Below are 25652 nucleotides of genomic sequence, written 5' to 3'. Positions count from 1 at the left end.
GCGAGGAGTGCCGTGACCGGCTTGGCATACAGATTGGGTGGGAGGCCAGGCGTGAGCAAGGGAGTGCGCGAAGCAGCCCTAGCGGGTGGCGAGATCCTGATACTGCAGATGGATGGCGCGAAACGCCTCCTTGTTGCGAAGCGCGGCCTCCACGCAGACGGGATCAAACTGGCTGCCGGCATGCTCCTCCAGATAGGCAAACGCCCTGTCAAACGGCCAGGCCTGCTTGTAGGGGCGCTCGCTGGTGAGGGCATCGAACACATCCGCCACCGCAACGATGCGAGCCTCCAGCGCTATGGCCTCCCCTGCCAGCCCCTCCGGGTAACCTTGACCGTCGAAGCGTTCATGATGGTAGGCGATGATGTTCTTCAACATGTCGGTGTGATGGATGCCGTCGAGGCCAAATTCACTGATCATCAGCGCAATCATCTCCCGCCCCTTGCCGGGGTGGATCTTCATGATCTCGAACTCTTCCGGCGTCAGCTTGCCCGGTTTGAGCAAGATGGCGTCCGGCACCGCAATCTTGCCGATGTCGTGCAGCTCGGAGAAGAGGTAGATAAACTCCACCTCCTCGTCGCTCAGCGCATGGCGCATCGCCACTGAGCTGGCGATCAGCCGGGAGTAAGCCGACATGCGGCGCAGATGGTTGGCTGTCTCCTCATCCCGGTAACGGCTGAACTCCCGCGCCGTGGTGAGGGCGCCACTCAGGGTCTGAATGGAGAAAAATTCCACCGCTATGATGGCCGCCAGCATCTGGGCATAGGCTGCCAGTTCGCTGCGAATGGGCTCATTGAAGTAGCCAGGCTCCATCGCATCGCAAAATAGAAAGCCAAACAGCCTGCTGTTGAACAGCAGCGGCTCGGTATAGCTGGAGGCATATCCCGCTTCCAGCAGTTTGCGGCTGTGCTCCGAGCTCGACCCCAGCAGGGAGTCAAGGCTGTCGAGCACGCGGGGCTGTTTATGTTCGGCCAGATAGCGCAGGGAGGGCACCTCGCTCAGCTTGACCTCGTACTGCACCAGAGGGGATTGCCCCTCAGTGCTGTGGGCAAAGGTCTGGAGCCGATCCGTGTGCTGGTCATAGATAGCGATGGCCACCCGGCTCAACTTGTCAAAGCGCTGCCTGAGCGTGGCGTGCACATTCTGCATTTTCTCGCCAAATGAGCTATCCATCCCCTTCTCCCTGCTGGTGTGCCTGCAGCTAGTATAGTGACGCCCATTTGCAGGTTTCCGTCTCGTTAACTGAAAGCTCAACAAGATGTGAGCGGGTCGACGGTTCGGCCTGCCCCGGTGAGATACCCCCAAAGGGGCGATGTGACCGGGGTCACACCCGCACAATCTTGCCCCGCCAGAGATATTGTTCAGTTCTGCCATGCTGGCTGTATAGTTTTTGGTTAGCCATTCCGGTAAAATCCGCGCCCTTATAAGAGAGCCACCTAAGAGTGATTGAGCGATGTCCAACACAAAACAGGCCCCCAAAGTAGGATTCGTCTCCTTGGGTTGACCCAAAGCAACAAGACCAATCCATGGCTAATACTGTCAGTAAGGCTTGTGCTGGCGGGCTCCCATCACTGTACCGGTGCCGGAGTTGCAAGCTGTATTACTGACATGTTGCTCAACACAGGATCATATATCCCGTTACCTAGGAGGTGTTCGTCCGTTCAACCATCAGGATACGCCCGAACTCGCTCAGGCTGTGCTCGACCTCCTCAGCCGCATCGAGCATGGGATCCTGACTGAACGCCTAGGCTAGGATGTTATGTTGGGTTTACCGATATTAAAGAGGTGCTTAATGACGTCCGTCTCTATGGAGACTCATAAGGCGATAAAAACGCTAATTGGCGCCGGTTATAATCCAAAGAAGCTGAGGCTACGTTGGCATTACTTTACGAGGATGAGCGACAAATAAGTCCACCAATACAGCAAACCGCGAGAAAGACCCGAATGCCCTCCATCATGTCAGAGACTTGTTCACTTTCTTAGCTCCTGAGGTATCGGCCATTGCTGCTTAAAATCCATAAATTCGGCAACAAACGAAACCATAATGCTCTTAACAAATTCATCATATACGGATTGATTGATAGTGACATGTACGAATGACTCCACTCTCAAAGAATCTCCTACTGCGGCTAGGAAATCCGCATCTTGAAAGGTTAGTGTCACTGTGCCACTTTTTTGATTCTGGCTCAGAACGATCTGCTGATTGGACATTTTCTACCTCGAAATGATGCTTATATGCAGTGTCATTATATGCGTGTACTCACAGCCGTGTACAGCACGCCGTATAACGTAGACCATAGATCCTCTAGTGAGGAGATAAAATGGATTCTGACGAGTTTGAGCTGGCGATGCTCGCAACTGCATTCGGTAAAAATGTACGAGAGCTGCGGTCTGCACGAGGTATGCAACAGGAAAAACTAGCACTAATTGCTGGTATAGACCGTGGTCATATGGGAAAAATCGAACGTGGGGAAACTAGGGTAACCCTGGAAAAAGTTTATCAGATCGCCAAGGCCCTAGGGGTCTCGCCTGCATCATTGCTGCCATAACCATAGCTGTTGCTCTAACCAAATGGCCTGCCAATAAACTCGAACATGCCAAACACCTAACCTTATAACTGCATACAAACCACCCAAGTCTGGTCTGGTCTGGTCTGGTCTGGTCTGGTCTGGTCTGGTCTGGTCTGGTCTGGTACAGTTTCAGCCAGTGCCAGGCGAAACCACATTCGTTGTCATCAGAAGCATCGTCCAGACGGCCAACTAGAAACCGGCAGGTTTCTCGATCCCCTCATTGTTGACCACAACAAAACCATTGAAAACAATAACCCTGAGCTTGGGGGCATTCTGAAAATATCGATGATACTGAGGTTGGTGTACTCAGACTCGACTGCACAGGCATTACACAGCGTATCGAGCGCTGAAATTAATTTAGCTCGACCGGTATGAATCGCTACACCGCATCGTACAGCATCATCCAATCTGCCATCTCAAGCCCTATCCATATCACCAAAAAATGTATTCTGGCTCATAGTTAGCCAGTTCTGAGTGTGCAGCCAAGCTGGGCTGGCTAACATTTCGTTTTAATCATATACACAACCCCGTAGCTCTCATTTCTACTCTGCCACCAGTACAGCGACGAATAACTATGGGGAACGATCCTACCGGCTGAAATAGATAGGACTGCAACGCAGAGCGAAACGGCGTTGGAGCACTCTTGCATCCTAGGTCACATATTTTCATGTCAGATACAATCATAGGTAGAGACATTGTGCAGTCATCTTCGTTTTACCATTTACAACGCGGGCAGACAGCCCACTTTTTGCTTGATATAAAGAGGGTTCAAGCAAGCAGGCGTTGTGATTCTCTATAATCTAAGAGATTTTGTTGTAAAAATAGAAAGTCACATGCAAATCAATAACTTATTACTATATGATTTGTTGACATTTTTTTAGCTAACCATATGTTTTTATGATGCTTTTGTTTTTACAACAAAATGTCCTTCCAACTTAGTCCCTTACACCATAATTACAACAAATCAGAGAAATACCGTCATGGTTTTTCCGATTCAGGAATTAAAGAATATAGCTAAGTGTCTAATTTTAATTGATTATTCATCACTGTTGTAAACTTCATGTATTGTTGTTTAATGCTGATTGTAACCTAATCAATCTTTGCTTCATTGCCAATTTTAAAAATCATGAAATCCCTCGTAAAACTCACAAAAAACCAAAAAAGACATTGATATATAAGAAATTTTAAATAAGTCAAAAGCTATTTTGCGGTAATTTTAGTTTTGGTGTGGCGATTGATGTTTGCAGCACTATAATGAACAAAAAGACCAGTTGTTGTATTTTTATGGAGTGGCAATTATGAGCATTAGGCAGTTGAGAGAACGGATCATTCAAGGCATTGAGAGTAGCGACAAAACTGAAAGTGCGCGTTATAGGCACCATCAGACAGCACTCAACATGTTACTGAAAACATCAATTGTGCAGTCCGAGGATGAGCTGGAAACTGCACTGTTAGAAAATCGCAGTGAAACAATAGAAAAGCTGAAAATGACCTTGGCACGTCAGAGCAGGAGTGATACGCGAGGCCCACTGACACGAGTGCGTCGGTTGGCAGAGTTCTACGCTCAAATAAACAACATAGATTTCAGCAAAATGACTTTTTGTGAGGCTCTGGCAGCAGCAGTTCAGAGGAAATACGGTGAGCGTCTCTGGCTCGATGAAGTCACTCCTAAGACGCAGAATAATATTAAGAAAAGCTTCATTACATACAGAGAAGTAGCACGTGAAATTATCAACGCGTCATTATCTAACTGCCCAGAGGCATGGCCAATTCTGAAAAGTAGCCCACAAGCGATTGGCAGCGCAACAAAAGTTTTGCGCGATTATATGATGGGTACATCACACCCTGCCGAGCGAGTACCTGATGTTCGCATCAATTTCATTGAAAGTTATTTTAATTTACCAAAAAACTTGTTGTTAGATAAAATTCATAGAAAAGTTGACCATCAACGTAGAGGAAAAAATCGGTCAGATCTTGATCTGTCGGCTATCAATCGCAGCACATTCATTAGCTCGTCACTGAATCCAAATCTACAGAAGGTTTATGATGAGTATTGTGAGTATAAAATAAATAAAAAACAACCAGCGATAATAAACATTTCTGACGAGCTTAGGTCAGATCGACGCTATGAGATACGAGCAAAAGTCAATGAAAAAAACAGAAGAAACAATGAATGGACAATCAACGCGAAGGGCGAATGCGGCTCTGCTATCGCATTTAAAAGTCAGCTACTTTCATTTCAACATTTTTGTCATACTGAATTAGCTATTGATTACATGTCTGTTAGCAGTTATCACTTGACAATACCTGAGATTATGCAGGCTATGGCTGAATATTCGGAAGGACTGCAAACGGGTACAAGCCTATTCTCTAGAGTGCTAAATTTTGTAAAACGAGGGTCGGATTCGAAGGGCTACCTAAGGTTTTGTGCCGATCGTGGTAACAGAACAATCGAGGAGTTTTTTAAAGACCTAGATTTTATTATCGAGGAATATCCTAATTGGTTTAAGATGGCAGAGAAAGGCATCAACAGTCGCGGCCAAGCGGGCAAGAAAGGGAAACTGAACATTCAATTCTTACTCAACATACCTGCGTCAGATCGCCGAAATGCGGTTTATAGGGCCAGCCAGTGGTTATTCGATAAAGCAAAAGTATACAAGACCAATGCTGAGCAAAAAAATTTACTTTCGAATAACACAGACGATAAAAAACTAGAGCTGGCGCATAGAAAAAGTGCAGCATCTCAGATTGGCCGTGCGTTGCAGTATTTTAGAGCAGGACTGATACAAACAATCAGTTTTTATCAATCTCCACGCAGCGCAAACTGGACTGAATTGAAATTTTACCCTAATGCGACATCACAGAACAAAAACTATGCAAGTATAACATATCATCGTCAGCGTAACCGATTCCAACTATATATCCCATGTTTTGGTACATCGATGGTTAGTGACGATAACACAAAGTACAGATATCTTAAAAACGCAAATGCAAAAAATAGCGTGGATGTTGATGTTGAGTTACCAGAACAGCTTACCCCGCTGATCAAAGAGTATTTGAACATAAGGCGCAGCTATATTGAGTTTGATCTCATGACCTTTGCGGGCGTTCAGTCAATTGACGATATTGATATCTTTTTCCCTTGGCGTAGCATTCGACAAAGCCAAGTAAACAACGAGGAAAACCTTAAAATAAGAAGTAAATATATAGAAATATCATCAAAACTGTCAGATAATTTCATATCACTGACATATCAGGCCTATCTGATGACGATGCCTCATGATAAACAACATGGTATCAACATTCATGCGTTAAGACACCTTGTTGCAGAAACGCATCTCGAGGAACATCCTGGTGATTTTATTGGTGCAGCAGCGAAGCTCAATGATGACGTGGAGCAAATAATTAAGACCTACGGTGATAAGGATAGAGCTAAAGCGATGCGCAGAGTATCTGACAATGAAACGCTGGACTTCTCATTTACGTTATAATAAGCAGTAGAGAATATTTATACAGTTCTAGTTATCACCTGACACCGACCTAAAATCGGTGTCTTGTTTACGCTACTTTCGTGCGCCCTTCCTTTGGTATCAATATCAGAGCCTTCCACCGTACTGCATCCATCCCCCCTCCCTGATTACCAGCCCGCTCCTACGCATCCTCTAAAGCCCAATGAGCTCGCCTGGGGAGTGGTCATATCTCTAAATCCGATTGAATCTTGATTAAGTTCAAAACAATCAAATGGAAGTGTATGATTTTTCATGAAAATGTTGTAGTAACTGATGTGGTGTACGCATCTACGTGGGCTGAATAAACTGATGCGCTTTTATACATAGATCCATTTGTGGGTAGGATAGAGATGGCAAGAATCCTGATGACTCGCGCCCTTGATGGCAACGGCCATATCGTTGATGTCAAAGACGTTGTGAGTGGAAAAGCATGCAATTGCACATGCATTGGTTGTCAGGGAGCTGTCTGGGCAATGAAAGGGCCAATTAAAGCCCATTATTTTGCTCATGAGCCTAATTCAATCGAACAGAACTCCTGTACCTGGAAGCCGGAAACGGAAATACATATCCTAGCTAAAGAGGTTTTAGCAACTGACAGGCAGTTGTTACTGCCTATTGGAACTATAAACCCAATACATCAAAATATATCCTTTGATGAGATGGCATGTGAGGTTTATGAAGGACGAGTTATCCCTGATGTAATTGGTTTTATCGATGGAGAGAAGGTTCTCATCGAAGTTGCAGTTACGCACTTTTGTGATAGAGAGAAAATTAAAGAACTAAAGAAGGTGAATGCAACCTGCATTGAACTTGACCTGAGTGGATTTCGTGTGAAAGGAGAGATAATATCAAAAGATGAGATTAGAGATTACATAAAAAAATGCCCTAAAAAATGGGTGTCTGTAGCCCCTGTTGGCAACTTCTCCGAAATGTTGTATACGCATAATAGACAACAGTTACTATCTTTACAGAATCAGTATTCATCTTTGAGTGCAAAACATCATGCAGAGGTTAAGAGGCTTAATGCAGAATACAACGCGATAAAAAATACGAGTCAATCTGAGCTAAGTGATATGCAGCGAGTAATTCAACAGTCTCGGCATGCAGAAGGCAAGGCTAACGCAATTTTAAAAAGATGGGAGAGAGTATTAAAAGAAAAAGAATCGTCCCTTTTAGAGGCACAGGAAAAGATAATCCTATTGGAAGACCAATACAGAAGCTTTGAAATGGAATTGAAAGACCGTCTCTATCATATACAAGATGAAGTTGATCAAAAGCAAGACTTACTACGCGACCTTCTTAATTTAGATGAACTTAAGGCAGAGTTTTATTCTCAGGTTGATGATATAAATAGAGCAATGAAAGCCAAAGAGGTTCAGCTTGATGCTGGTGAAGTCGAAATACGCAGGCGTTCAGCTTCCTTAGATCTAATACAGAAAAATTTAAATGATAGCCTCATCTCACTACAAGCACGAGAAAATGCCTTAACAGAAAAATCCAAAGACTTGGCAAACATCGTGGATATTAAAGCAAGAGAGCAGGCTAAAGTAATGTTTGAGCAATTGCTAAAAGAAAAATCAAATGAGATAAAAGCACTGGAGGAAAAAGAAAGGAAAGCAAAAAAAGATATTGATGATTTAAGGCGAAAATATAGTTCATATATCAAAATCCCATGATTTTCACATATAGATTGTACAGATCTAGTTATCACCTTGCACAAATCTCAAACAGGTGTCTTGTTCACGCTACTTTCGTGCGCACATCCTTTGGCATCAATTTCAGTGAGCTGTAGGGGGCTCTGCTTGCATCACCCTTCCCTGTTGGTCTGCCTGCCCCTGCCCATCCTCTAAAGCCAAATGAGTTAACCTGGTGAGGGTACAATCGCTACCCCTTTGCAACCAAGTAACCTGTCGAGCTAGCCATTGGCCCCATAGTTATGATTTGACGGCTGTAACCGATTAGTGTGTTGCTGACGTTATTAAGCTTTTTGGTGAGTACGAGTAGGCAGAGTCTACTGGGTGAACATATGGTGATGCCAGATAACACGGTAGGGATATGGTTTTATTATCCGGTTTGAAGCCGAATCAACACTCCCTTTTGTGGGCACCTGTCAGGTGAATACCATCACCATTCAGAGAGAGTTGACATCAAGTCAGCCATATAACTAGAAATGGTTCTTATTTACTTACTTTTGTGATCCCAGTGCCTATTCGTTAGTGTTGAAGGTGATGTAGATCACAACCCTAACTGGATTTATTTGATACGCAGCAAGAATTAAACAACGAATAAAGGATTGTTAACATTGCTTGATATTGGTCAAATGCGTATTTCTTGAATGCCTGCAAAGCTAATCATCTAGGGACACAATGGATGGTTGATGCTATGTCGGCTCATAAACAAGAATTTCTAATTTCCAGACGGGGCTTTTTGCTCGGCGCTAGTGCTTTGGCTGCTTCGTCAATTTTCACCCCCAATGCCATTACCATGGCGATGGCCAAGGCTGGCATGGTGTATCGACCCGGTGAGGGTGAATGGCTACCTTCAACCTGTAATGGCTGCACCTCATTTTGTGCCAAGCAGGTTTATATGCTCGATGGCAGAGCACTGCATATCAGGGGCAACGAGCACTCCAAGGTGCATGGTAAATCCAGCTGCCCAAGACAATACCTCGCCCTGCAAGAACTCTATGATGCCGACAGGCTCAAGACTCCACTACTACGTACCAACCCCCAGAAAGGTCGGGGTATAGACCCTGGCTTCAAGCCCATCTCTTGGCCAGAGGCGATCAACCTCATCGCTGACAAGTTGATGGAGTTAAGGGCCAATGATGAAACCCATCGCTATGTTGCATTGCGGGGCCGTTACTCAGAATTGAGCGATGTCTTGATCAAGAACTTTACCGCAGTGCTGGGATCACCCAACGCGATCACTCATAGCTCCCTCTGCGCAGAAGCCGACAAGTTCTCCAGTTTCTTTACCGAGGGGGACTGGGGATATCGCCAATACGACATCCAAGACACCCGCTATATCCTTTCCTTCGGTGTCGATCCGCTCAGCGCCAATCGTCAGGTCTCCTACTACAGCTCCGCTTGGGGAGACATGTTGGACAAGGCTCAGGTTGCCATTGTAGACCCTCGTTATTCATCCTCTGCTGCCAAAGCGGATGAGTGGCTGCCCGTTATTCCAGGACAAGATGGCGCCCTTGCATTGGCACTGGCCCATGTGATCTTGACCGAAGGCCTCTGGCATAAGCCATTCGTCGGTGACTTCACTGACCCTGAGCAGCGCTTTGTCACCGGGCAGCCGGTGAGCGCAGAACTCTTCACCGAGCGTCATACCCATGGTCTGGTGCAATGGTGGAATCTAGAACTGAAAGATCGGACACCCGAGTGGGCAGCACCAATATGCGGTATCCCTGTTGAGAAAATTCGCCGGTTGGCGCACAAGCTTGGGGATGCGGCTCCCAGAATCCAGATTTGGCGCTCCAGAGGCATCCAGATGCAACAACGCGGTGCTTACATTGGGCTTGCCTGCCACGCATTGAATGGCTTGCTCGGCGCCGTTGATAGCAAAGGTGGAGTCCTGCAATACAACAAGACCTTCCTCACTGATTTTGCGTCTGGCAAAGAGTATGCGGATGAGATCGCCAAGCATGGCCTCAAGCAGGAGAAGATCGACAGAGTGGGTCGCTTGGAATGGCCCGCATTGAAAAAAGGGGAGAGTGGTGCCGGTGTCATGACCAACGTGGTGGCAGACAGCATTCTGGAAGAAGACCCCTACCTTCCCAAGGTATTACTGGGCTATTTCAATAACTTTGCCTTCTCGGCCCCCGGTGCCGGTCGTTGGGAAAAGGCGCTGGCGAAAGTCCCCTTTGTGGCTCACGTTTCGACCCACGTCAGCGAATTCAGCTGGTTCTCCGACCTGCTGTTACCCGCTCCCCATTTCATGTTTGAACGATGGGGCATTCAGAGCACCTCGGGTAACCGCCACTCTCAGGTCTCAATCACAACACCGCTAGTTACTTCGCTCGGCAATGACATTGGGGATGAGACTGGCCTTCCTTGGCTGTTAGCAGAGGCTCTGGCCAAGCGTGGCTATGATGCCCCGCTGCGCTATTTCCAGGAGCAATTCAAAGACCCTGAAACCGGAAAAAGCCCCGCCAATCACGCAGAGCTGGGGTTGTTTGCCACCAAGTTGATGACGCAACCGCTGTGGGATCCTGCGCAATATACCAATGGTGATCGCTTTGACGGCTGGGAGCACTTCAAGAAGATCGGAGTCTGGAACTCATCGCCATACTCTTTCGAATCTCGCTGGAGCAAGATGAAAACAGCAACTCACAAGTTCGAGTTCTACAGCGAAACCCTAAAAGTCGCACTGGAAACTCATGCCAGTAAGCATGGCAAGTCGGTCAATGACGTGATGAATGCGTGTCACTACACCGCCGAAGGTGAACTTGCCTATGTTCCCCACTACGAGCCGCCATTCCGATTCGGCGATGTCGAGACCTATCCCATGCTGTTTGTCGATCACAAGTCGCGCCTGAACCGGGAAGGCCGTTCAGCAAATACCACCTGGTATCAGCGCAACCGGGATTTGGATCCAGGGGAGAAGAAAAATAAAGACGTGGTGAAGATCAACCCGCTCGATGCCAAGTCATTGGGGCTGAGCGAGGGAGATCTCGTCAAACTCACCACCGTACAGGGCAGCATTACCTGTGAAGCGACATTGTTTGAGGGTGTCCGGCCAGGCACGGTTGCCAAGGCCTTTGGTCAAGGGCACTGGGCCTATGGACGAACTGCCGCATTGGAATTTGGCAAGCTGCCACGAGGTGGCAATAACAACGACATCCTACCGCCAGCTCACGAGCATTTGTCGGGGTCTGCTGCATATTACGGGGCGATTGGTGTCCGGGTTGAGAAGGTGTAGGTAAGGAGACAAGTCAATGCGTTATGGAATGGTAATTGACCAACAGAAATGTGTTGGTTGCAGTGGCTGTGTCTTCGCTTGCAAAGCGGAAAACAACACCACACCCGATATAAACTGGTGCGACAAGATCATCAAGTCCGAAGGGGTCTTCCCTGATGTGAGATTTGAGTACATCTCCACCATGTGCAACCACTGTGACAATGCGCCCTGCGTCAACGGCTGCCCTACCAAAGCCATGCATAAGGGCGAAGGGGGACTGACACTCCACGACCCCGACAAGTGTATTGGCTGCAAGGCCTGCATGGTGAATTGCCCATACGGTGTCATCAGCTTCAACTGGAATAAGCCTCACGAAGAGTGGCAGCGGCTAGATGGGGTGTTGCCTGCTGGCACCTACACCCCCAAGACCATGCTGGAAGCATCTGGAGGTGAGGGATGTCCCAACAGTAACCCCGAGCGTGGCAACACCTATCCAGTATTGCGGCATCGTGGCAAGGTGGAGAAATGCACCTTCTGTGACCACCGTCTGAAAGTGGGGCTCAATCCTGCTTGTGTCGATGCCTGTCCGTCACATGCTCGGGTTGTGGGCGATTTGGATGACCCTAACAGTGAGGTATCTGTCCTGATCCGCCAATTTGATGGCAAACCGTTGAGAGCTGAATTAGGCACTCAGGCCAAGGTTTTCTATATCAGACAATACACACCAACCCGCCGGGTATAGGGAGGCGCTATGACTAATACATCCAGGATGACCCTGTTACTGGCGGTGGCTGGCTGTCTTTTCGGTGGTTTTTTCGCTATTGAAGAGTGGTTTTTCCACTCTTCATTCAAAACCAACGACAGCATGATCTGGACGCTGCCGCTGATCACCTACATTTTTCTGGCATTGATGAGCACGGGGGCATCCATCTTGCTCGCGTTGGCTGAGATATTGGATGATGACTGGCTGAAACAGAACAAGAAGCAGTTGCTGCTCACCGCCATAGCCCTGTTGCTGGGAGCCTTCACCGCACTGGCGACGGAGATGGGGTCACCCTTTAGCATTATCTGGTTGGTCTTGTCCCCGAACGTGATGTCCCCGATCTGGTGGATGGGAACACTCTATTCCATTGAGCTGGTGTTGTTGTTGCTCAAGTTCTTGGCTGAATGGAAGGGTATACACCTTGCAAAAGGCAGTGTACTGGCTTGGAGCACCTTGATCATTGCTTGTCTGGCCTCCCTCACATTGGGATCGGTATTTGGTACTGTCGTTGCTAGAGCGGCTTTTTCAGGGGCACAGTCAGCGCTGTTTACCCTTGTCTGCGCCATGGTCAGCGGGGTCTCCATTATCGGCTTGCTGCAAGTAACCCGCGCATTCAATCCACGCTTATGGGGTATTTGGCGGCTAGCAGTGATAGCCCAGATTATCCTGCTCTCTGTACTCTGGGTTTACAGCATCAGAAACAGCGGAGTGGGAAACGGTATGTGGGTACAGGGCTGGCTGCCACTCGGTTTTGTCATCGCCTTGGCGCTGTCATTCATGAATGTGAAAGTGGCCATGCTGGTGACCTTGCTCTGGTCTTTCCTGGCTGAGGTTGCCTTTGTGACCAGCGGACAGTTGGTGTCTCTTGGGCCAAAATCGACCTGGTTTGGTGCTGTACAACACTATGTTCCTAACCTGGCCGAGATCGGTATTCTGATCTTGGGGATTTCAATGGCTGCGTTGTTGTTCCAGCTGATGGGGTTGTTCATCAACACACGCTCATCAATAGCCAAGTAATTTTCCCGTGTAAAAAAGGGTCTTCAGTTTCAGAAGGCCCTTTGTCATTTATGCAAACAGCAGTTGGGTCAAGTGGCCCATCATGATAACCATCCAGAGGTACACCGGCTGGAGGGTTACGTGATTGGCCTACTGCCCGTAGAGTTAAGGCGGTGCAAAAAGTAGAGTTTAATGACGTTCTTGGAGAATCCTTTCTACACCTCATTCGTCTTCTTAGATAAGGCGCTTCACTGGGAAGCTGCTTTACTCCTCAAGGAACAAATCAAATGACAGAGAGCGAATTTGAGGTAGCACTTGCCTTTCATGGTCACAAATGTCCTGCAATGCCTTTGGGGCTGCGGGCTGCACATGCAGCCATGAGAGTTCTGGGCGTTGAACGGTCACAGGACAAGGAGCTATATGTCATCTCGGAGACCGGAAAAGGTCATGCGGCAGGCTGTTTTCTGGACGGTATCATGAGTGCAACAGGATGCACATATGGCAAGTCAAATATTGAGAAGCGTTACTACAACAAGATGGCATTTACCTTAGTCGATGTGAATGCCGGGCGTGCCGTGCGTGTGCGACTGAATGATGATTTCTTCGGTAACATGTTGAATTCCCCCTTTGTTATGCAACGTAAACAAGGGGTCACTCCACAAGATATACCATCTCAAATTACAGACGCGTTAGTTAACAAAGTATTGTCTATGCCAGAAGAAGCATTTTTGGAGATCAGCAAACCAATGCCATTTACTTTGCAATCTGGCAAAAGCTGCTTTGATACTAACTTGTGTACTGAATGCGGTGAGCGTGTCTTTATTAACAAACTTAGTAATACGGAAGCGGGGCTACTTTGTATTCCTTGCCAAGAAAAATTGAGTATTGCCCCCAACACCCCATGTTGTTAAGGAGATAGCATGCTTGCCATCGCCGCCGTTATCACATTTCTTTTGACCACTGTTATGGCCATGGCTGGAGTCGGGGCCGCATTTATTCTCGTTCCAGTTTTCTTGGCGTTAGGTGTTGAAATCCACAGCGCGATGGCAACTGCATTGCTTTTGAATGCAATATCGACAAGCATATCGACAACGACATTCATTAGAAAACGCTTGGTTGAATGGCGCTTGGCACTCCCTATTCTAGTCGTGGCTGTTTTATTTTCTCCTTTTGGAGTCCATGTCAGTCAGGGGTTAGAAGGAGATTTTTTATTATGGCTGTTTTCAGGTTTTCTGGTTTTTGCAAGCATGATGATGTTGTTTTACTCACCAAGTACGATAGGATCTCAACCTAATGTAATACGTCAGATATTTAATGGTTCCATCCTTGGTGGGATCGCCGGGTTTGTTGGTGGTCTTTTGGGTGTAGGTGGTGGAAGTATTATTGTCCCAGCCCTGGTTGGTTCGGGTATTGAGCCGAAACGAGCATCCGCTACAGCATCATTTGTCATTGTTTTTGCTTCACTGACTGGATTTTTTGCACATGCCACTTTTTCTGGGATGGATTACGACCTTGTTTTATGTACAGGGTTTGCCTCGGCAGCAGGTGCCGCATTGGGCGCTTGGTTAATGACGGAGAAACTAAAAGGAAAGCAATTAAAATATATCATCGGGTTTGTTCTGCTCGGAACTGCTATCAAGATAATCGTGGATCTTATTTAGTCTCAAAGGAATCATATAATGTCAGAACATGCACATGATGGGCATAACCATGGCAATGCAACAGGGGCTAAATTGTACTGGGCTCTTGTACTTACACTTGGATTTGCAGCAGTTGAAGCGGTCGCTGGCTGGGCATCAGGTTCTTTGGCATTGTTGTCTGATGCTGGCCATATGGTAACAGATGGTGCAGCGTTAGGGCTGGCTGCATTCTCGGCTTGGTTGGCAGCCAAGCCGCCCAGCAGTCGTCATTCTTATGGATGGGGGCGCATCGAACTACTTGCTGCACTCATCAATGCTGTCAGTATGCTGATTGTTGTTATTGGTATTGGTTATGAGGCTTGGCAACGATTTTCAATACCACAGGAAGTACAAGGTGGCACAGTTAGCATCGTTGCGGCTATTGGTTTGATTGTTAATATATCGGTGGCATGGTCACTATTCAGAGGTCAATCAAATCTAAATGTTCGTGCCGCATTTGTACATGTATTGGGTGACTTGCTTGGCTCGGTTTCAGCGCTTATTGCTGGGCTCGTCATCTGGCTGACCGGATGGACACCAATAGATCCATTACTTTCACTCCTGATCGGAGGGATTGTTTTATCATCCAGTCTTAAATTATTACGAGAATCATTGCATGGATTATTGGATGGTGTCCCAAGAACACTCTCCCTACCCGTATTGGCAAATGAACTTACCAGTGCGACCGATGTATATAAAGTGGTCGATTTACATGTTTGGAGTATATCTGCCGAACGACTAGCTATATCTGCGCATGTGTATGTAGCCAATCTTGAACATTGGGATGTTACATTAAAAAACCTAACTAACATTGCAATAAAAAACAATATTTATCATTGTACATTTCAGCCTGAGGTAATGAAGAGTTGGGAAGTGTCATCTAACGAGTCGTACCTTTGTATGATAAAGGCTGAACATGAACATGAACATGAACATGAACATGAACATGAACATGAACATGAACATGAACATGAACATGAACATTTTAATAAAAAAAGCTAAAGCAAAGGTTGCAATAATTATAAGTTGAATGCCTATGGGTACTTTTCATGATTACGCCTGATGTGGCAAGCTAACGTATCTGAAAGGGCCTTCTGACATAGAAGGCCCTCTGTCATTTATGCAAACAGCAGTTGGGTCAGATAACCCATCATGACGGCCATCCCCAGTATTACGGTCAGGAACGCCACAATCATAGGTGTTCTGAACATCGACTTGAGCAGGATCACCTCGGTCAGGCTGGCCCCCGCACTACCGATAATCAGTGCCATCACCGCCCCCATGCCCATTCCTTTGCCCAGCAATACCGATGCCAGAGGGATAACGGCTTCTGCCCGGATATAGAGTGGAATACCCACAACTGCGCTGAATGGGATCGCCAGCGGGTTGTCTACCCCGGCGTGGGCCGCTATCCACTCGGCGGGGATGAAACCATAGATAAATGACCCTATCAGCACCCCCAGCAACAAGTAAGGCAGCACTTCTTTGAATTGTTGCCAGGCATCGATACGCGCTTTGGCGAAGGCCGTGGGAATGACTGGGGCCTGGGTCAGTGCCGCAGTGCCATCTGCGCAGCAAGAGACAGTTGGCGCGGCCTCATCGGGTTGCGCAGTACAGCAAGATGCCTGAGCTTTTAGCGGTTTGACGGACTTGATAGCATTGCTTGAGCAGCAGGCTGTTGCACTCACACTTGCAGGTTCTTGTGTAGTGGTGCCACAACCGGTGCCACAGCTGCTTTGCTTGGCCTCTTTGGGGTCAATGACATGACGCTCAAACCCCAGCATGTCCAGCAGCATACTCGCCAGTACAGAAACGCCTGCTGCAATCACGGCATACAGTACCGTCACTTTCCAGCCGAAAGTGGCCCACATCAAGCCGACGATGATCGGGTTGAGCAGCGGCGAGACAAACAGGAAGGTCAGGGTTGGCCCAAAACCGGCTTTGGCAGACAAGAGTCCGCGCAGCATAGGAATGGTTGAGCAACTGCAAAAAGGGGTCAATGCCCCCAGTACCGCAGAAATCAAATAGCCTCTGCCTTTTCGTGCCCCCAGCATGGCTTGGATCTTGGCGTCGGGTATCTTCTGGCGGATCAAGCTGACCCCGGCACTGATCACCAGGAACAGTACAGAGAGCTCAAAGGCCAGGAACAAAAACATCTGAGATGCATCTGTCAGCATGGTTAACCAATCATTCATCTTCATATCCTCTTTGATTTACTACATTTCCAGAATAATCGAATAATTGGGGTGGTCAAGATATTTCTGGTATTATCGAAATATGTTTCATCAAGGAGAGCGAGCTATGGAGTTGGAAGAGGTTGCCAAGGCATTGAAAGAGCTGGGTCATCCGACCCGTTTGTTCATTTTCAAGCATTTGGTCAAGGCGGGAGAACAGGGCCTGCCTGTCGGAGAGTTGCAAAAGCAGCTCGCCATTCCCGCATCGACCCTGAGCCACCACATTGCCGCACTGGTCTCGGTGGGTCTGGTCAAGCAGAACCGGGAGAGCCGTACTCTGCTGTGCGTCTCTCAATACGAAGTGCTGGAAGAGATCATCGCGTTTTTCCGTGAAGAGTGTTGTGTAAACAGCACCTGTACCTAAATAAATCAATGGCAAGGTCTGGGTGGGTTGATCATTTCAACTATTCTTGTATAGTTGCACTCATGAAATGAATGAAGAGGTTCAAATGAATAAAGATACAGCCACTAAAGTCTTCGAGTCTCTCGCATCCGGTATCCGCCTCGATGTATGGCGTCTGCTGGTCAAGGCAGGGCTGGAGGGTATGGTCGCTGGCCAGCTTGCCAGTGAACTGGATATCGCCCCGAACACTCTTTCATTCCATCTGAAAGCCATGCTGCATGCAGGCCTTGTCTCGGTGGAGCAAGAGGGCCGTTTCTTGCGTTACCGCGCCAATATTCCCCTGATGCTCGATTTGATCGGTTACCTCACCGAAGAGTGCTGCTATGGCAATCCAGAACAGTGCTCGGATATGCGCAGCACGGCCAATTGTGCTGCTGAGGTCCTTCCGCCTGTTCATATCTGCACTAACAAGGAAGGTTGCTCATCATGAATATCTTGTTTCTATGCACCGGCAACTCGTGCCGCTCCATTCTGGCAGAGGCGACCTTTAACCACCTGGCCCCTGCCGGTTGGCATGCCATGAGTGCCGGTAGTCAACCAACCGGTGAGGTGCATCCCCGTTCACTGGCGTTATTGACCAGCGAGGGTATCGACATCAGCGGATTGCACAGCAAATCCTGGCATGAGCTGCCGGTGACACCCGATGTGGTGATCAGCGTGTGTGGTAACGCGGCCAATGAAACCTGTCCTGTCTATTTGGGGCCTGTATTGCGAGCCCACTGGGGCGTAGATGATCCCGCCCATGTGACCGGCAGCGAGGAGCAGATAGCGCTCGCCTTCCACTGTGCATACTCGACGCTGAGAAAGCGTATCGAAGCCCTCTTGTCGCAGGATGTATCCCGTTTTTCCAATGATCGCGAGGGGCTAAAAGCAGCTCTGGATGCGATTGCCATCGAGATTAAGTGAGGAAGAAATCATGAGACTGATACAGGTATTCGACCCGGCCCTGTGCTGCTCCAGCGGTGTATGTGGCGCAGATGTTGACCAAAATCTGGTGATCTTTGCTGGTGATGCCGAGTGGCTCAAACAACAAGGTGGCTCTCTATACCGATTCAACCTGGCACAACAGCCCCTGGTCTTCGCTGAAACCCCGGCAGTGGCTTCCTTCCTGGAACTGACTGGGGAAGAAGGATTACCGGTGACGCTGGTTGATGGCCAAGTGGTACTCACCGGTCGTTATCCCAGCCGCGCTGAACTGATCCGTTATGCAGGGCTGGAGTTGCCGAAAGCACCAGAAAGCGATGGTGCCGACGTTGAACAGCCAGAAGCTGAGTCCAACAAAGCCGGGGCCATCAAAGGGATCGTCAAGAGTGGATGCTGCTCCGGTAGCAGTGGTTGCTGCTAAGCACCATCGTGTGGTTGGAAAGATCTCTGTTTGCTTTATGGCCTCGTTCTTCCTGATAGGAGTCTCTCATGTCCCCGTTTCTGAACTACTCGTTTCTCAATGATGCGCCCCCATTTCTCTTCTTCACCGGTAAAGGTGGAGTGGGTAAAACATCGCTGGCCTGTGCCAGTGCGGTTGCCTTGTGTGACAGTGGCAAACGGGTACTGCTGGTCAGCACAGATCCGGCTTCAAACGTAGGCCAAGTGTTCGACACCCAGATAGGGAACCAGATCACCAGGATCCCGCAAGTCGATGGGTTATCAGCACTGGAGATTGACCCGCAAGCCGCCGCGCAAGCCTATCGCGAACGTATCGTTGGCCCAGTGCGCGGCAAGCTGCCCGAAAGCGTGGTACGCAGTATTGAAGAACAGCTCTCCGGTGCCTGCACCACAGAGATCGCCGCCTTTGACGAATTCACCGCGCTCTTGACCGACAGCAGCCTGGTGGGGGAATACGACCACATCGTGTTCGATACGGCACCGACCGGTCACACCATCCGTCTGTTGCAATTGCCGGGGGCATGGAGCGAGTTTCTGGAGCAGGGCAAAGGCGATGCTTCCTGTCTGGGGCCATTGGCTGGACTGGAAAAGCAGCGCAGCCAATATGCTGAGGCCGTTGCAGCACTCTCTGATGCCGGGAAAACACGGCTGATCCTGGTCGCCCGTGCGCAAGCCTCGACCCTGCGGGAAGTGGCACGTACCCATGACGAACTGGCGACCATCGGTCTTGCCAATCAGCAACTGGTTATCAATGGCATCTTCCCGCAAAGCGAGCTGGTTGATGATCCCTTGGCAACAGCCGTATGGCAACGTGAGCAGCAGGCTATGGCTGATATGCCAGCGCTGCTGGCAAGTTTGCCACAAGACAGAGTGCCGCTGTTAGCGACCAATCTGGTGGGCGTGGACAGCCTGCGCCAGCTACTCAGTGCAGAGCCGGTTAATGGGAGCAGTGAAGCTCCATGCACTGCCACTGAGCAACACCCCGGATTGAAGCAGCTGGTCGATGAATTGGCCAGCGATGGCCACGGGCTCATCATGCTGATGGGCAAGGGCGGTGTGGGTAAAACGACCCTGGCTGCGGCAGTGGCGGTAGAGCTCGCCAGCCGGGGCCTGCCGGTTCACCTGACCACCTCAGATCCCGCAGCCCATCTGGGAGAGACCCTGGCTGGGGCACTGCCCAGCCTGGAGGTCAGTCGCATCGATCCCCACGCCGAGACAGAGCGTTATCGCACTCAGGTGCTGGCCACCAAGGGGGCGAGTCTGGATGCCCAGGGCCGCGCTCTGCTGGAAGAAGATTTGCGTTCCCCCTGTACCGAAGAGATTGCCGTGTTTCAGGCCTTCTCGCGGATCATTCGCGAGGCAGGCAAGCGCTTCGTGGTGATGGATACCGCGCCCACCGGCCACACCCTGCTGCTGCTCGATGCGACTGGTGCCTATCACCGAGAGATCGCCCGTCAGATGGGTGGCAAAGGGATGCACTTCACCACCCCCATGATGCAGTTGCAAGACCCGAAACAGACCAAGGTAATGATCGTCACCCTGCCCGAGCCCACTCCGGTACAGGAGGCGGCCAACCTGCAAGCCGACCTGCGCCGTGCCGGTATCGAGCCCTGGGCCTGGGTAGTCAATCACATGTTGGCCCCGGCAAGCGTCACCTCGCCACTGCTGGCCCAGCGAGCGTATCGCCAGCAGCCCCATATCGAAGCGGTCAAGGAGGAGCATGCCAAGCGTTATGCCGTGGTGCCCTTGCAAGCTGTCGAGCCGGTGGGCGTGAAAGCGCTGCAAGATTTATGTCACCCCATCTACAAGGAGATGTGAGATGCAACGTCCGTTCAATGTGCTCTTCCTTTGCACCGGCAATTCGGCCCGCAGCATCATGGCTGAGGCGCTACTCAACCGGCTCGGTCAGGGCAACTTCAAGGCGTTTAGTGCTGGCGTCTCCCCGAAAGGGGAGATACACCCGCTGACCCTTGAATTGCTGGCGCAACACAATCTGGACACCAGCACGCTGCGCAGTAAGAGCTGGGAAGAGTTTGCCCACCCAGATGCCCCCAAGATGGATTTTATCCTGACGGTATGTGACCAGGCAGCAGGCGAGCAGTGCCCGGCATGGCCGGGGCAACCCATCACCGGCCACTGGGGCTTTAGCGACCCGGCTGCCGTGACAGAGAGTGATACGGCGCAATGGGCGGCATTCAACAAGGTTTATCACGAAATCGGCAACCGGCTGCGGATTTTTCTGAGCCTGCCACTGAACAAACTGGATCGCATCTCGCTGCAACAAGCGATGCGTACCATCGACCTATCTTCACCCACCTAACGTTCTCAATGAGACATGGAGTCGCTGTTTATCATGCACCCGTTTGACATCCTGAACCTGGATAATGGCGCCCGCCTTATCTTCACCCCCTGCCCTGGCACCAAGGAGGCTTCCTTGCAAGCCTCCCTCAAGACCCTGCAAGCCGCAGGGGCAGATGCGGTGGTCACCATGATGCCCGATGCCGAGCTTAGCGAATTCAAGGCCGATAGCTTGCCCGCAGAGTGCGCCGCGTTGGGGCTGGCCTGGTTCCAGCTGCCGGTAGAGGACGATTGTGCCCCCGAAGCGCCCTTTGCCGCTGCCTTTGCCAACCACAAGGCAGATCTGCTGGCGCGTCTGGCGGCGGGTCAGACCCTGGCCATTCATTGCCGTGGCGGCTCGGGTCGTACCGGACTGATGGCAGCCATCTTGCTGCTGGAGGCGGGCTACGCCCCCACACAGGTCAAGTCGCTTGTGCAAGGGCTGCGCCCTAAGGCGCTGACCCTGGCGCCCCACGTTCACTACCTCAATATCCACTACACATTCGCCGGTTAAGGAAGACAGCATGACTATCAAAGTTGGTATCAACGGTTTTGGCCGCATGGGCCGTCTCTCATTTCGCGCCGCCTTCGACTGGGCGGATGTGGAGTTTGTGCGCATCAATGACCCGGCTGGCGATGCCGCCTCTCTGGCACACCTCATCACCTTCGATTCAGTCCATGGCCGCTGGCATCATGAAGCCAGCGCCGAGGGAGACGAGATGGTGATCGGTAACCATCGCATCCTCTGCACTCGCAACAAGGAGATAGGCCAGACCGACTGGTCCGGCTGTGATGTGGTGATCGAGGCCTCTGGCAAGATGAAAACCAAGGCCCTGCTCAATGCCTATCTGACGCAAGGGGTGAAGCGTGTTGTGGTGACCGCTCCGGTCAAGGAAGAAGGTGTCCTGAACGTCGTGATGGGGGTCAACCACCACCTCTACGACAAGGCGCAGCACCCTATCGTGACGGCGGCCTCCTGTACCACCAACTGTCTGGCGCCAGTGGTGAAGGTGATCCACGAACAACTGGGCATCAAGCACGGCTCCATGACCACCATTCATGACATCACCAACACCCAGACCATTCTGGATGCCCCCCATGCTGACCTGCGCCGTGCCCGCGCCTGCGGCCTGAGCCTGATCCCCACCACCACGGGTTCTGCCACCGCCATCACCCATATCTTCCCCGAGCTCAAGGGCAAGCTGAACGGTCATGCGGTGCGGGTGCCGCTCGCCAACGCCTCCCTCACCGACTGCGTGTTCGAGGTGAACCGCCCTACTACCGAAGCCGAAGTCAATGGCTTGCTCAAGGCTGCCGCTATGAGTGAGCTCAAGGGGATCATGGGCTATGAAGAGCGCCCGCTGGTGTCAGTGGATTACAAGACGGATCCGCGCTCCTGCACCATAGATGCACTCTCCACCATGGTGGTCAACGACACCCAGGTGAAGATTTACGCTTGGTATGACAACGAGTGGGGCTATGCCAACCGCACCGCCGAGCTGATGCGCATGGTCGGTCAAATGGACAAGGCGCAAGGATAACCCCGCCATGGAACTGACCCGACTCTCCCCCGAGATCCGCCAGTATCTGCTGGTGACCGGCAACTACTGGGCCTTCACCCTGACCGATGGCGCTCTGCGCATGTTGGTGGTGCTCTACTTCCATGGGCTCGGTTACAGCCCGCTGGCCATCGCCTCCCTGTTTCTCTTTTACGAGATCTTCGGGGTGGTGACCAATCTGGTGGGGGGCTGGCTCGGGGCTCGCCTTGGGCTCAACCGCACCATGAACATAGGGCTGGCCCTCCAGGTGCTGGCATTGGGCATGCTGCTGGTGCCGCCGCTCTGGCTGACGGTGCCCTGGGTGATGGGGGCGCAGGCGCTTTCGGGGATAGCCAAAGACCTCAACAAGATGAGCGCCAAAAGCTCCATCAAGTTGCTGGTGCCGGGAGAGGCGCAGGGTCAGCTCTACAAGTGGGTGGCACTACTCACCGGCTCGAAGAATGCCCTGAAAGGGATGGGCTTTTTCCTCGGTGGCGCCCTGTTGACCCTGCTCGGGTTTCAGGGGGCCGTGCTGGTTATGGCCCTGGCGTTGGCGCTGGTGTGGTGCGTCAGCATGCTGACCCTGAAACGGGATCTCGGCAAAGCCAAGAACAAGCCCAAGTTCAGCGAAATCTTCTCCAAGAGCCGCGCCATCAATTACCTGTCGGCGGCCCGTCTGTTCCTGTTTGGTGCCCGTGATGTCTGGTTTGTGGTGGCGTTGCCTGTCTACCTCGCCTCCAGCTTTGGCTGGGATCACTGGTATGTGGGGGGCTTCCTAGCGCTCTGGATCATTGCTTATGGCGTGGTTCAGACCCAGGCGCCCCGCTTTACCGGCAAGCGAGAGGGACGTGTACCCGATGGCAAGGCTGCGATGCGTTGGGCGCTAGTGTTGGCACTGACCCCGGCCCTGATTGCCCTGGCGCTCCACTATGAGGTGCATCCGGCCATCAGCCTGGTGGGCGGCTTGATGGTGTTTGGCGCTCTGTTTGCCATCAACTCCTCCCTGCACAGCTACCTCATCGTCAGCTATGCCGGTGCAGATGGGGTATCGCTGGATGTGGGTTTCTACTACATGGCCAATGCCCTGGGGCGCCTGCTAGGCACCCTTCTCTCCGGGCTGGTGTTCCAGCTCTATGGTCTCGAGGCCTGCCTCTGGATCTCCACCCTCTTTATCCTGCTGGCGGCGTTTATCTCCATTGGTTTGCCACGCCATCAGCCTTCCACTTCATCCAACCCTCATGGAGTCTCGTGATGAGTACAACAGCCTGCTGCGATCTGCCCGTCAGCAAAAAAATGAGTTTTCTCGACCGCAATCTCACCCTCTGGATCTTCGTCGCCATGGCCATCGGGGTGGGAATTGGTTACCTGTTCCCCCAGGTGGCTCAGTGGAACGAGGCGATGTCGGTCGGCACCACCAATATCCCGCTGGCCATAGGCCTCATCCTAATGATGTATCCGCCGCTCGCCAAGGTGAACTACGGCACCATGGGCGCCATGACACGCGACCGTCAGGCGATTACCCTCTCATTGGTAATGAACTGGTTGGTTGGCCCCATCCTGATGTTCGTGATCGCCCTTACATTCTTGCATGATTACCCCGACTACATGGTTGGTCTTATCTTGATTGGCCTGGCTCGTTGTATCGCCATGGTGTTGGTATGGAACGACCTCGGTGGCGGCAACAAGGAATACGGCGCGGGTCTGGTGGCCCTCAACAGCGGTTTCCAGATCCTCACCTATAGCTTCATGGCCTGGCTGTTCATTACCGTGCTGCCGCCGCTGTTCGGTTTGCAGGGTTTCGCAGTGGATATCACCATGCTGGATATCGCCGAAAGCGTGCTGATCTATCTCGGCATCCCCTTCCTAGCAGGCTTTTTGAGCCGTCACTATCTGGTCAAGGCTAAAGGAGAAAAGTGGTACACCGAGCGCTTCATCCCGGCCATCTCCCCCATTACCCTGATCGCCTTGCTGGCCACAATCGTGCTGATGTTCAGCCTCAAGGGGGAGATGATAGTTGAGCTGCCCATGGATGTGGTTCGCGTTGCTATCCCGCTGGTGGTCTATTTCGTGCTGATGTTCTTTACCAGCTTCCTGGTGGGCAAGAAGCTGGGTATTCCCTATGACAAGAACGCCTCCATCGCCTTTACTGCGACCGGCAACAACTTCGAGCTGGCCATCGCGGTCTCCATCGCGGTATTCGGCCTGAACTCGGATCAGGCCTTCGCCGGTGTGATAGGCCCGCTGGTTGAAGTGCCCGTGCTGATCGCCCTGGTCAACGTGGCCCTGCGCATGAAGCGCAACTATGGCAAAGCGGAGGCGCAAGCATGAGTGACCCCAAGATCACCATTTACCACAACCCGGCCTGTGGCACCTCTCGCAATACGCTGGCACTTATCCGCAACTCAGGGGTTGAGCCGACCGTCATCCACTATCTGGAGACGCCGCCGAGCCGCGAGATCCTGGTCGCGCTTATTGCCGCCATGGGGATATCGGTGCGCGACCTGTTGCGCAAAAACGTGCCGCCTTTTGAGGCGCTTGGACTGGCCGAGGAGAGATTCAGCGACGACCAGCTGATCGATGCCATGCTGGCCCATCCCATCCTGATCAACCGTCCCATAGTGGTGACCCCGCTTGGCACCAAGCTGTGCCGTCCGTCAGAGGCGGTGTTGGATATCCTGCCGAGCTCTCAGCAAGGGGCCTTTACCAAGGAGGATGGGGAGCAGGTGGTGGATGCCCAAGGAAAACGCATCAAGTGACCCAGCCAACCGGTGCGCCGCCTTGCCTGATGACGGCATGGCAACAGCATGAACATGAGATCTATGGGTGGCTACTCAAGCAATCTGGCAGCCCGATGGATGCAGATGATCTGCTACAAGAGACCTTCTTGCGAGCAATCCGCCAGCAGGGCAAGTTCTGCGCCATCGAGAATGCCAGGGCTTGGCTGTTTGAAGTCGCCAGACATCTGGTGATTGATAGAAGCCGGCGACAACGCCCGATGTTTCAACTACATGACGAGCTGGCAATGCAGCAGAGTGAGCTTGATGCGGTCGATTCATTGGCTGGCTGCTTGCCTAGAGTGCTGGAGAAGCTGGCCCAGGCTGACCGGGATATTCTCGGACACTGCGATTTGGAGGGGATGAAGCAGGCGGATTATGCCGCCCAATACGGCTTGACCCTCACCGCCACCAAGTCGCGTTTATTGCGAGCCAGGCAACGCTTGCGTCAGCAGCTTTCTCTGGACTGTCAGGTCAGGCTGGATGAGACGGGTCGGGTGTGTTGCTTCACTCCGGCTGCGAAGTAAGCCATGACCCATGTTCAGCAAAAAGGCCAAGGTG

At 51.1% G+C, this 25652-nt stretch carries 24 protein-coding genes; 21 read left to right on the top strand and 3 right to left on the bottom strand.

What is annotated here, in order from left to right; genetic code table 11:
- Positions 1 to 78: 78 nt before the first annotated feature.
- Positions 79 to 1170 carry an HD-GYP domain-containing protein gene (locus tag AACW87_RS06410; protein ID WP_241324524.1) on the bottom strand — a complete coding sequence of 364 codons (1092 nt, stop codon included), beginning with the start codon at positions 1168 to 1170 and terminating at the stop codon, positions 79 to 81.
- A gap of 798 nt (positions 1171 to 1968) precedes the next feature.
- Positions 1969 to 2208 carry a hypothetical protein gene (locus tag AACW87_RS06405; protein WP_042024897.1) on the bottom strand — a complete coding sequence of 80 codons (240 nt, stop codon included), beginning with the start codon at positions 2206 to 2208 and terminating at the stop codon, positions 1969 to 1971.
- A 110-nt stretch (positions 2209 to 2318) separates the two neighbouring features.
- Between AACW87_RS06405 and AACW87_RS06400 the strand changes: the two genes are divergently transcribed.
- From AACW87_RS06400 to AACW87_RS06360, 9 genes are all read left to right on the top strand, one after another.
- Positions 2319 to 2546, top strand: coding sequence for a helix-turn-helix domain-containing protein (locus tag AACW87_RS06400; protein WP_080768707.1), 228 nt, complete (start codon positions 2319 to 2321; stop codon positions 2544 to 2546).
- 1319 nt (positions 2547 to 3865) lie between these two features.
- Positions 3866 to 6058 carry a hypothetical protein gene (locus tag AACW87_RS06395; protein WP_241324523.1) on the top strand — a complete coding sequence of 731 codons (2193 nt, stop codon included), beginning with the start codon at positions 3866 to 3868 and terminating at the stop codon, positions 6056 to 6058.
- A gap of 368 nt (positions 6059 to 6426) precedes the next feature.
- Positions 6427 to 7752 carry a hypothetical protein gene (locus AACW87_RS06390; protein WP_241324522.1) on the top strand — a complete coding sequence of 442 codons (1326 nt, stop codon included), beginning with the start codon at positions 6427 to 6429 and terminating at the stop codon, positions 7750 to 7752.
- A gap of 694 nt (positions 7753 to 8446) precedes the next feature.
- Positions 8447 to 11005: a molybdopterin-dependent oxidoreductase gene (locus AACW87_RS06385; protein WP_241324521.1), complete on the top strand. Its 2559-nt coding sequence runs from the start codon at positions 8447 to 8449 to the stop codon at positions 11003 to 11005.
- Positions 11006 to 11021: 16 nt separating this feature from the next.
- Positions 11022 to 11726: a 4Fe-4S dicluster domain-containing protein gene (locus AACW87_RS06380; protein ID WP_005303823.1), complete on the top strand. Its 705-nt coding sequence runs from the start codon at positions 11022 to 11024 to the stop codon at positions 11724 to 11726.
- A gap of 9 nt (positions 11727 to 11735) precedes the next feature.
- Positions 11736 to 12764, top strand: a complete 1029-nt coding sequence (locus tag AACW87_RS06375) for a hypothetical protein (RefSeq protein WP_241324520.1) — start codon at positions 11736 to 11738, stop codon at positions 12762 to 12764.
- Between the two features lie 266 nt (positions 12765 to 13030).
- Complete coding sequence (locus AACW87_RS06370; RefSeq protein WP_241324519.1) at positions 13031 to 13654, top strand: FmdE family protein; 624 nt, start codon at positions 13031 to 13033, stop codon at positions 13652 to 13654.
- A 9-nt stretch (positions 13655 to 13663) separates the two neighbouring features.
- Complete coding sequence (locus tag AACW87_RS06365) at positions 13664 to 14404, top strand: sulfite exporter TauE/SafE family protein (RefSeq protein WP_241324518.1); 741 nt, start codon at positions 13664 to 13666, stop codon at positions 14402 to 14404.
- Positions 14405 to 14422: 18 nt separating this feature from the next.
- Positions 14423 to 15424, top strand: a complete 1002-nt coding sequence (locus AACW87_RS06360) for a cation diffusion facilitator family transporter (RefSeq protein ID WP_241324517.1) — start codon at positions 14423 to 14425, stop codon at positions 15422 to 15424.
- Between the two features lie 116 nt (positions 15425 to 15540).
- On the opposite strand, the gene AACW87_RS06355 is transcribed toward AACW87_RS06360, so the two are convergent.
- Positions 15541 to 16617, bottom strand: coding sequence for a permease (locus AACW87_RS06355; RefSeq protein ID WP_241324516.1), 1077 nt, complete (start codon positions 16615 to 16617; stop codon positions 15541 to 15543).
- 106 nt (positions 16618 to 16723) lie between these two features.
- On the opposite strand from AACW87_RS06355, the gene AACW87_RS06350 reads away from it, so the two are divergent.
- The 12 genes from AACW87_RS06350 (at position 16724) to AACW87_RS06295 (ending at position 25618) form a co-directional block, all read left to right on the top strand.
- Complete coding sequence (locus tag AACW87_RS06350; protein ID WP_005303829.1) at positions 16724 to 17020, top strand: ArsR/SmtB family transcription factor; 297 nt, start codon at positions 16724 to 16726, stop codon at positions 17018 to 17020.
- An 85-nt stretch (positions 17021 to 17105) separates the two neighbouring features.
- Complete coding sequence (locus AACW87_RS06345; RefSeq protein WP_241324515.1) at positions 17106 to 17489, top strand: ArsR/SmtB family transcription factor; 384 nt, start codon at positions 17106 to 17108, stop codon at positions 17487 to 17489.
- The gene (locus AACW87_RS06340) at positions 17486 to 17965 is read left to right on the top strand and encodes an arsenate reductase ArsC (RefSeq protein ID WP_241324514.1); all 480 of its coding nucleotides are present in this window, start codon (positions 17486 to 17488) and stop codon (positions 17963 to 17965) included. The genes AACW87_RS06345 and AACW87_RS06340 overlap by 4 nt, the downstream gene beginning before the upstream one ends.
- Positions 17966 to 17975: 10 nt before the next feature.
- Positions 17976 to 18404, top strand: a complete 429-nt coding sequence (gene arsD / locus AACW87_RS06335) for an arsenite efflux transporter metallochaperone ArsD (protein ID WP_172729659.1) — start codon at positions 17976 to 17978, stop codon at positions 18402 to 18404.
- Positions 18405 to 18472: 68 nt separating this feature from the next.
- Positions 18473 to 20260, top strand: a complete 1788-nt coding sequence (gene arsA / locus AACW87_RS06330) for an arsenical pump-driving ATPase (RefSeq protein WP_241324513.1) — start codon at positions 18473 to 18475, stop codon at positions 20258 to 20260.
- Between the two features lies 1 nt (position 20261).
- Positions 20262 to 20762 carry an arsenate reductase ArsC gene (locus AACW87_RS06325; RefSeq protein WP_241324512.1) on the top strand — a complete coding sequence of 167 codons (501 nt, stop codon included), beginning with the start codon at positions 20262 to 20264 and terminating at the stop codon, positions 20760 to 20762.
- Between the two features lie 33 nt (positions 20763 to 20795).
- Positions 20796 to 21293 carry a phosphatase domain-containing protein gene (locus tag AACW87_RS06320; protein ID WP_241324511.1) on the top strand — a complete coding sequence of 166 codons (498 nt, stop codon included), beginning with the start codon at positions 20796 to 20798 and terminating at the stop codon, positions 21291 to 21293.
- 10 nt (positions 21294 to 21303) lie between these two features.
- Positions 21304 to 22320 (top strand): ArsJ-associated glyceraldehyde-3-phosphate dehydrogenase, encoded by a 1017-nt coding sequence (locus AACW87_RS06315; protein ID WP_241324510.1) that lies wholly within the window; start codon positions 21304 to 21306, stop codon positions 22318 to 22320.
- Between the two features lie 7 nt (positions 22321 to 22327).
- The gene (gene arsJ, locus AACW87_RS06310; RefSeq protein WP_005303844.1) at positions 22328 to 23569 is read left to right on the top strand and encodes an organoarsenical effux MFS transporter ArsJ; all 1242 of its coding nucleotides are present in this window, start codon (positions 22328 to 22330) and stop codon (positions 23567 to 23569) included.
- Positions 23569 to 24645, top strand: coding sequence for an ACR3 family arsenite efflux transporter (arsB, locus tag AACW87_RS06305; protein ID WP_241324509.1), 1077 nt, complete (start codon positions 23569 to 23571; stop codon positions 24643 to 24645). Before arsJ ends, arsB begins: the two co-directional genes overlap by 1 nt.
- On the top strand, positions 24642 to 25073 hold the full coding sequence (arsC, locus tag AACW87_RS06300; protein ID WP_241324508.1) for a glutaredoxin-dependent arsenate reductase: 432 nt from the start codon (positions 24642 to 24644) through the stop codon (positions 25071 to 25073). Before arsB ends, arsC begins: the two co-directional genes overlap by 4 nt.
- Positions 25070 to 25618, top strand: a complete 549-nt coding sequence (locus AACW87_RS06295) for a sigma-70 family RNA polymerase sigma factor (RefSeq protein ID WP_241324507.1) — start codon at positions 25070 to 25072, stop codon at positions 25616 to 25618. The genes arsC and AACW87_RS06295 overlap by 4 nt, the downstream gene beginning before the upstream one ends.
- The last annotated feature ends 34 nt before the right edge of the window (positions 25619 to 25652 follow it).

Source organism: Aeromonas sp. MR7 (assembly GCF_963899385.1).
GTDB lineage: Bacteria > Pseudomonadota > Gammaproteobacteria > Enterobacterales > Aeromonadaceae > Aeromonas > Aeromonas bestiarum.
The sequence above is the reverse complement of the archived record's forward strand: the minus strand, read 5'-3'. Positions and strand labels throughout refer to the sequence as shown.

What these genes read in the sequence shown, in the direction of transcription:
- AACW87_RS06410 (WP_241324524.1), bottom strand. Translation starts at nt 1,170, where the DNA reads ATGGATAGCTCATTTGGCGAGAAAATGCAGAATGTGCACGCCACGCTC.
- AACW87_RS06405 (WP_042024897.1), bottom strand. Translation starts at nt 2,208, where the DNA reads ATGTCCAATCAGCAGATCGTTCTGAGCCAGAATCAAAAAAGTGGCACA.
- AACW87_RS06400 (WP_080768707.1), top strand. Translation starts at nt 2,319, where the DNA reads ATGGATTCTGACGAGTTTGAGCTGGCGATGCTCGCAACTGCATTCGGT.
- AACW87_RS06395 (WP_241324523.1), top strand. Translation starts at nt 3,866, where the DNA reads ATGAGCATTAGGCAGTTGAGAGAACGGATCATTCAAGGCATTGAGAGT.
- AACW87_RS06390 (WP_241324522.1), top strand. Translation starts at nt 6,427, where the DNA reads ATGGCAAGAATCCTGATGACTCGCGCCCTTGATGGCAACGGCCATATC.
- AACW87_RS06385 (WP_241324521.1), top strand. Translation starts at nt 8,447, where the DNA reads ATGGTTGATGCTATGTCGGCTCATAAACAAGAATTTCTAATTTCCAGA.
- AACW87_RS06380 (WP_005303823.1), top strand. Translation starts at nt 11,022, where the DNA reads ATGCGTTATGGAATGGTAATTGACCAACAGAAATGTGTTGGTTGCAGT.
- AACW87_RS06375 (WP_241324520.1), top strand. Translation starts at nt 11,736, where the DNA reads ATGACTAATACATCCAGGATGACCCTGTTACTGGCGGTGGCTGGCTGT.
- AACW87_RS06370 (WP_241324519.1), top strand. Translation starts at nt 13,031, where the DNA reads ATGACAGAGAGCGAATTTGAGGTAGCACTTGCCTTTCATGGTCACAAA.
- AACW87_RS06365 (WP_241324518.1), top strand. Translation starts at nt 13,664, where the DNA reads ATGCTTGCCATCGCCGCCGTTATCACATTTCTTTTGACCACTGTTATG.
- AACW87_RS06360 (WP_241324517.1), top strand. Translation starts at nt 14,423, where the DNA reads ATGTCAGAACATGCACATGATGGGCATAACCATGGCAATGCAACAGGG.
- AACW87_RS06355 (WP_241324516.1), bottom strand. Translation starts at nt 16,617, where the DNA reads ATGAATGATTGGTTAACCATGCTGACAGATGCATCTCAGATGTTTTTG.
- AACW87_RS06350 (WP_005303829.1), top strand. Translation starts at nt 16,724, where the DNA reads ATGGAGTTGGAAGAGGTTGCCAAGGCATTGAAAGAGCTGGGTCATCCG.
- AACW87_RS06345 (WP_241324515.1), top strand. Translation starts at nt 17,106, where the DNA reads ATGAATAAAGATACAGCCACTAAAGTCTTCGAGTCTCTCGCATCCGGT.
- AACW87_RS06340 (WP_241324514.1), top strand. Translation starts at nt 17,486, where the DNA reads ATGAATATCTTGTTTCTATGCACCGGCAACTCGTGCCGCTCCATTCTG.
- arsD (WP_172729659.1), top strand. Translation starts at nt 17,976, where the DNA reads ATGAGACTGATACAGGTATTCGACCCGGCCCTGTGCTGCTCCAGCGGT.
- arsA (WP_241324513.1), top strand. Translation starts at nt 18,473, where the DNA reads ATGTCCCCGTTTCTGAACTACTCGTTTCTCAATGATGCGCCCCCATTT.
- AACW87_RS06325 (WP_241324512.1), top strand. Translation starts at nt 20,262, where the DNA reads ATGCAACGTCCGTTCAATGTGCTCTTCCTTTGCACCGGCAATTCGGCC.
- AACW87_RS06320 (WP_241324511.1), top strand. Translation starts at nt 20,796, where the DNA reads ATGCACCCGTTTGACATCCTGAACCTGGATAATGGCGCCCGCCTTATC.
- AACW87_RS06315 (WP_241324510.1), top strand. Translation starts at nt 21,304, where the DNA reads ATGACTATCAAAGTTGGTATCAACGGTTTTGGCCGCATGGGCCGTCTC.
- arsJ (WP_005303844.1), top strand. Translation starts at nt 22,328, where the DNA reads ATGGAACTGACCCGACTCTCCCCCGAGATCCGCCAGTATCTGCTGGTG.
- arsB (WP_241324509.1), top strand. Translation starts at nt 23,569, where the DNA reads ATGAGTACAACAGCCTGCTGCGATCTGCCCGTCAGCAAAAAAATGAGT.
- arsC (WP_241324508.1), top strand. Translation starts at nt 24,642, where the DNA reads ATGAGTGACCCCAAGATCACCATTTACCACAACCCGGCCTGTGGCACC.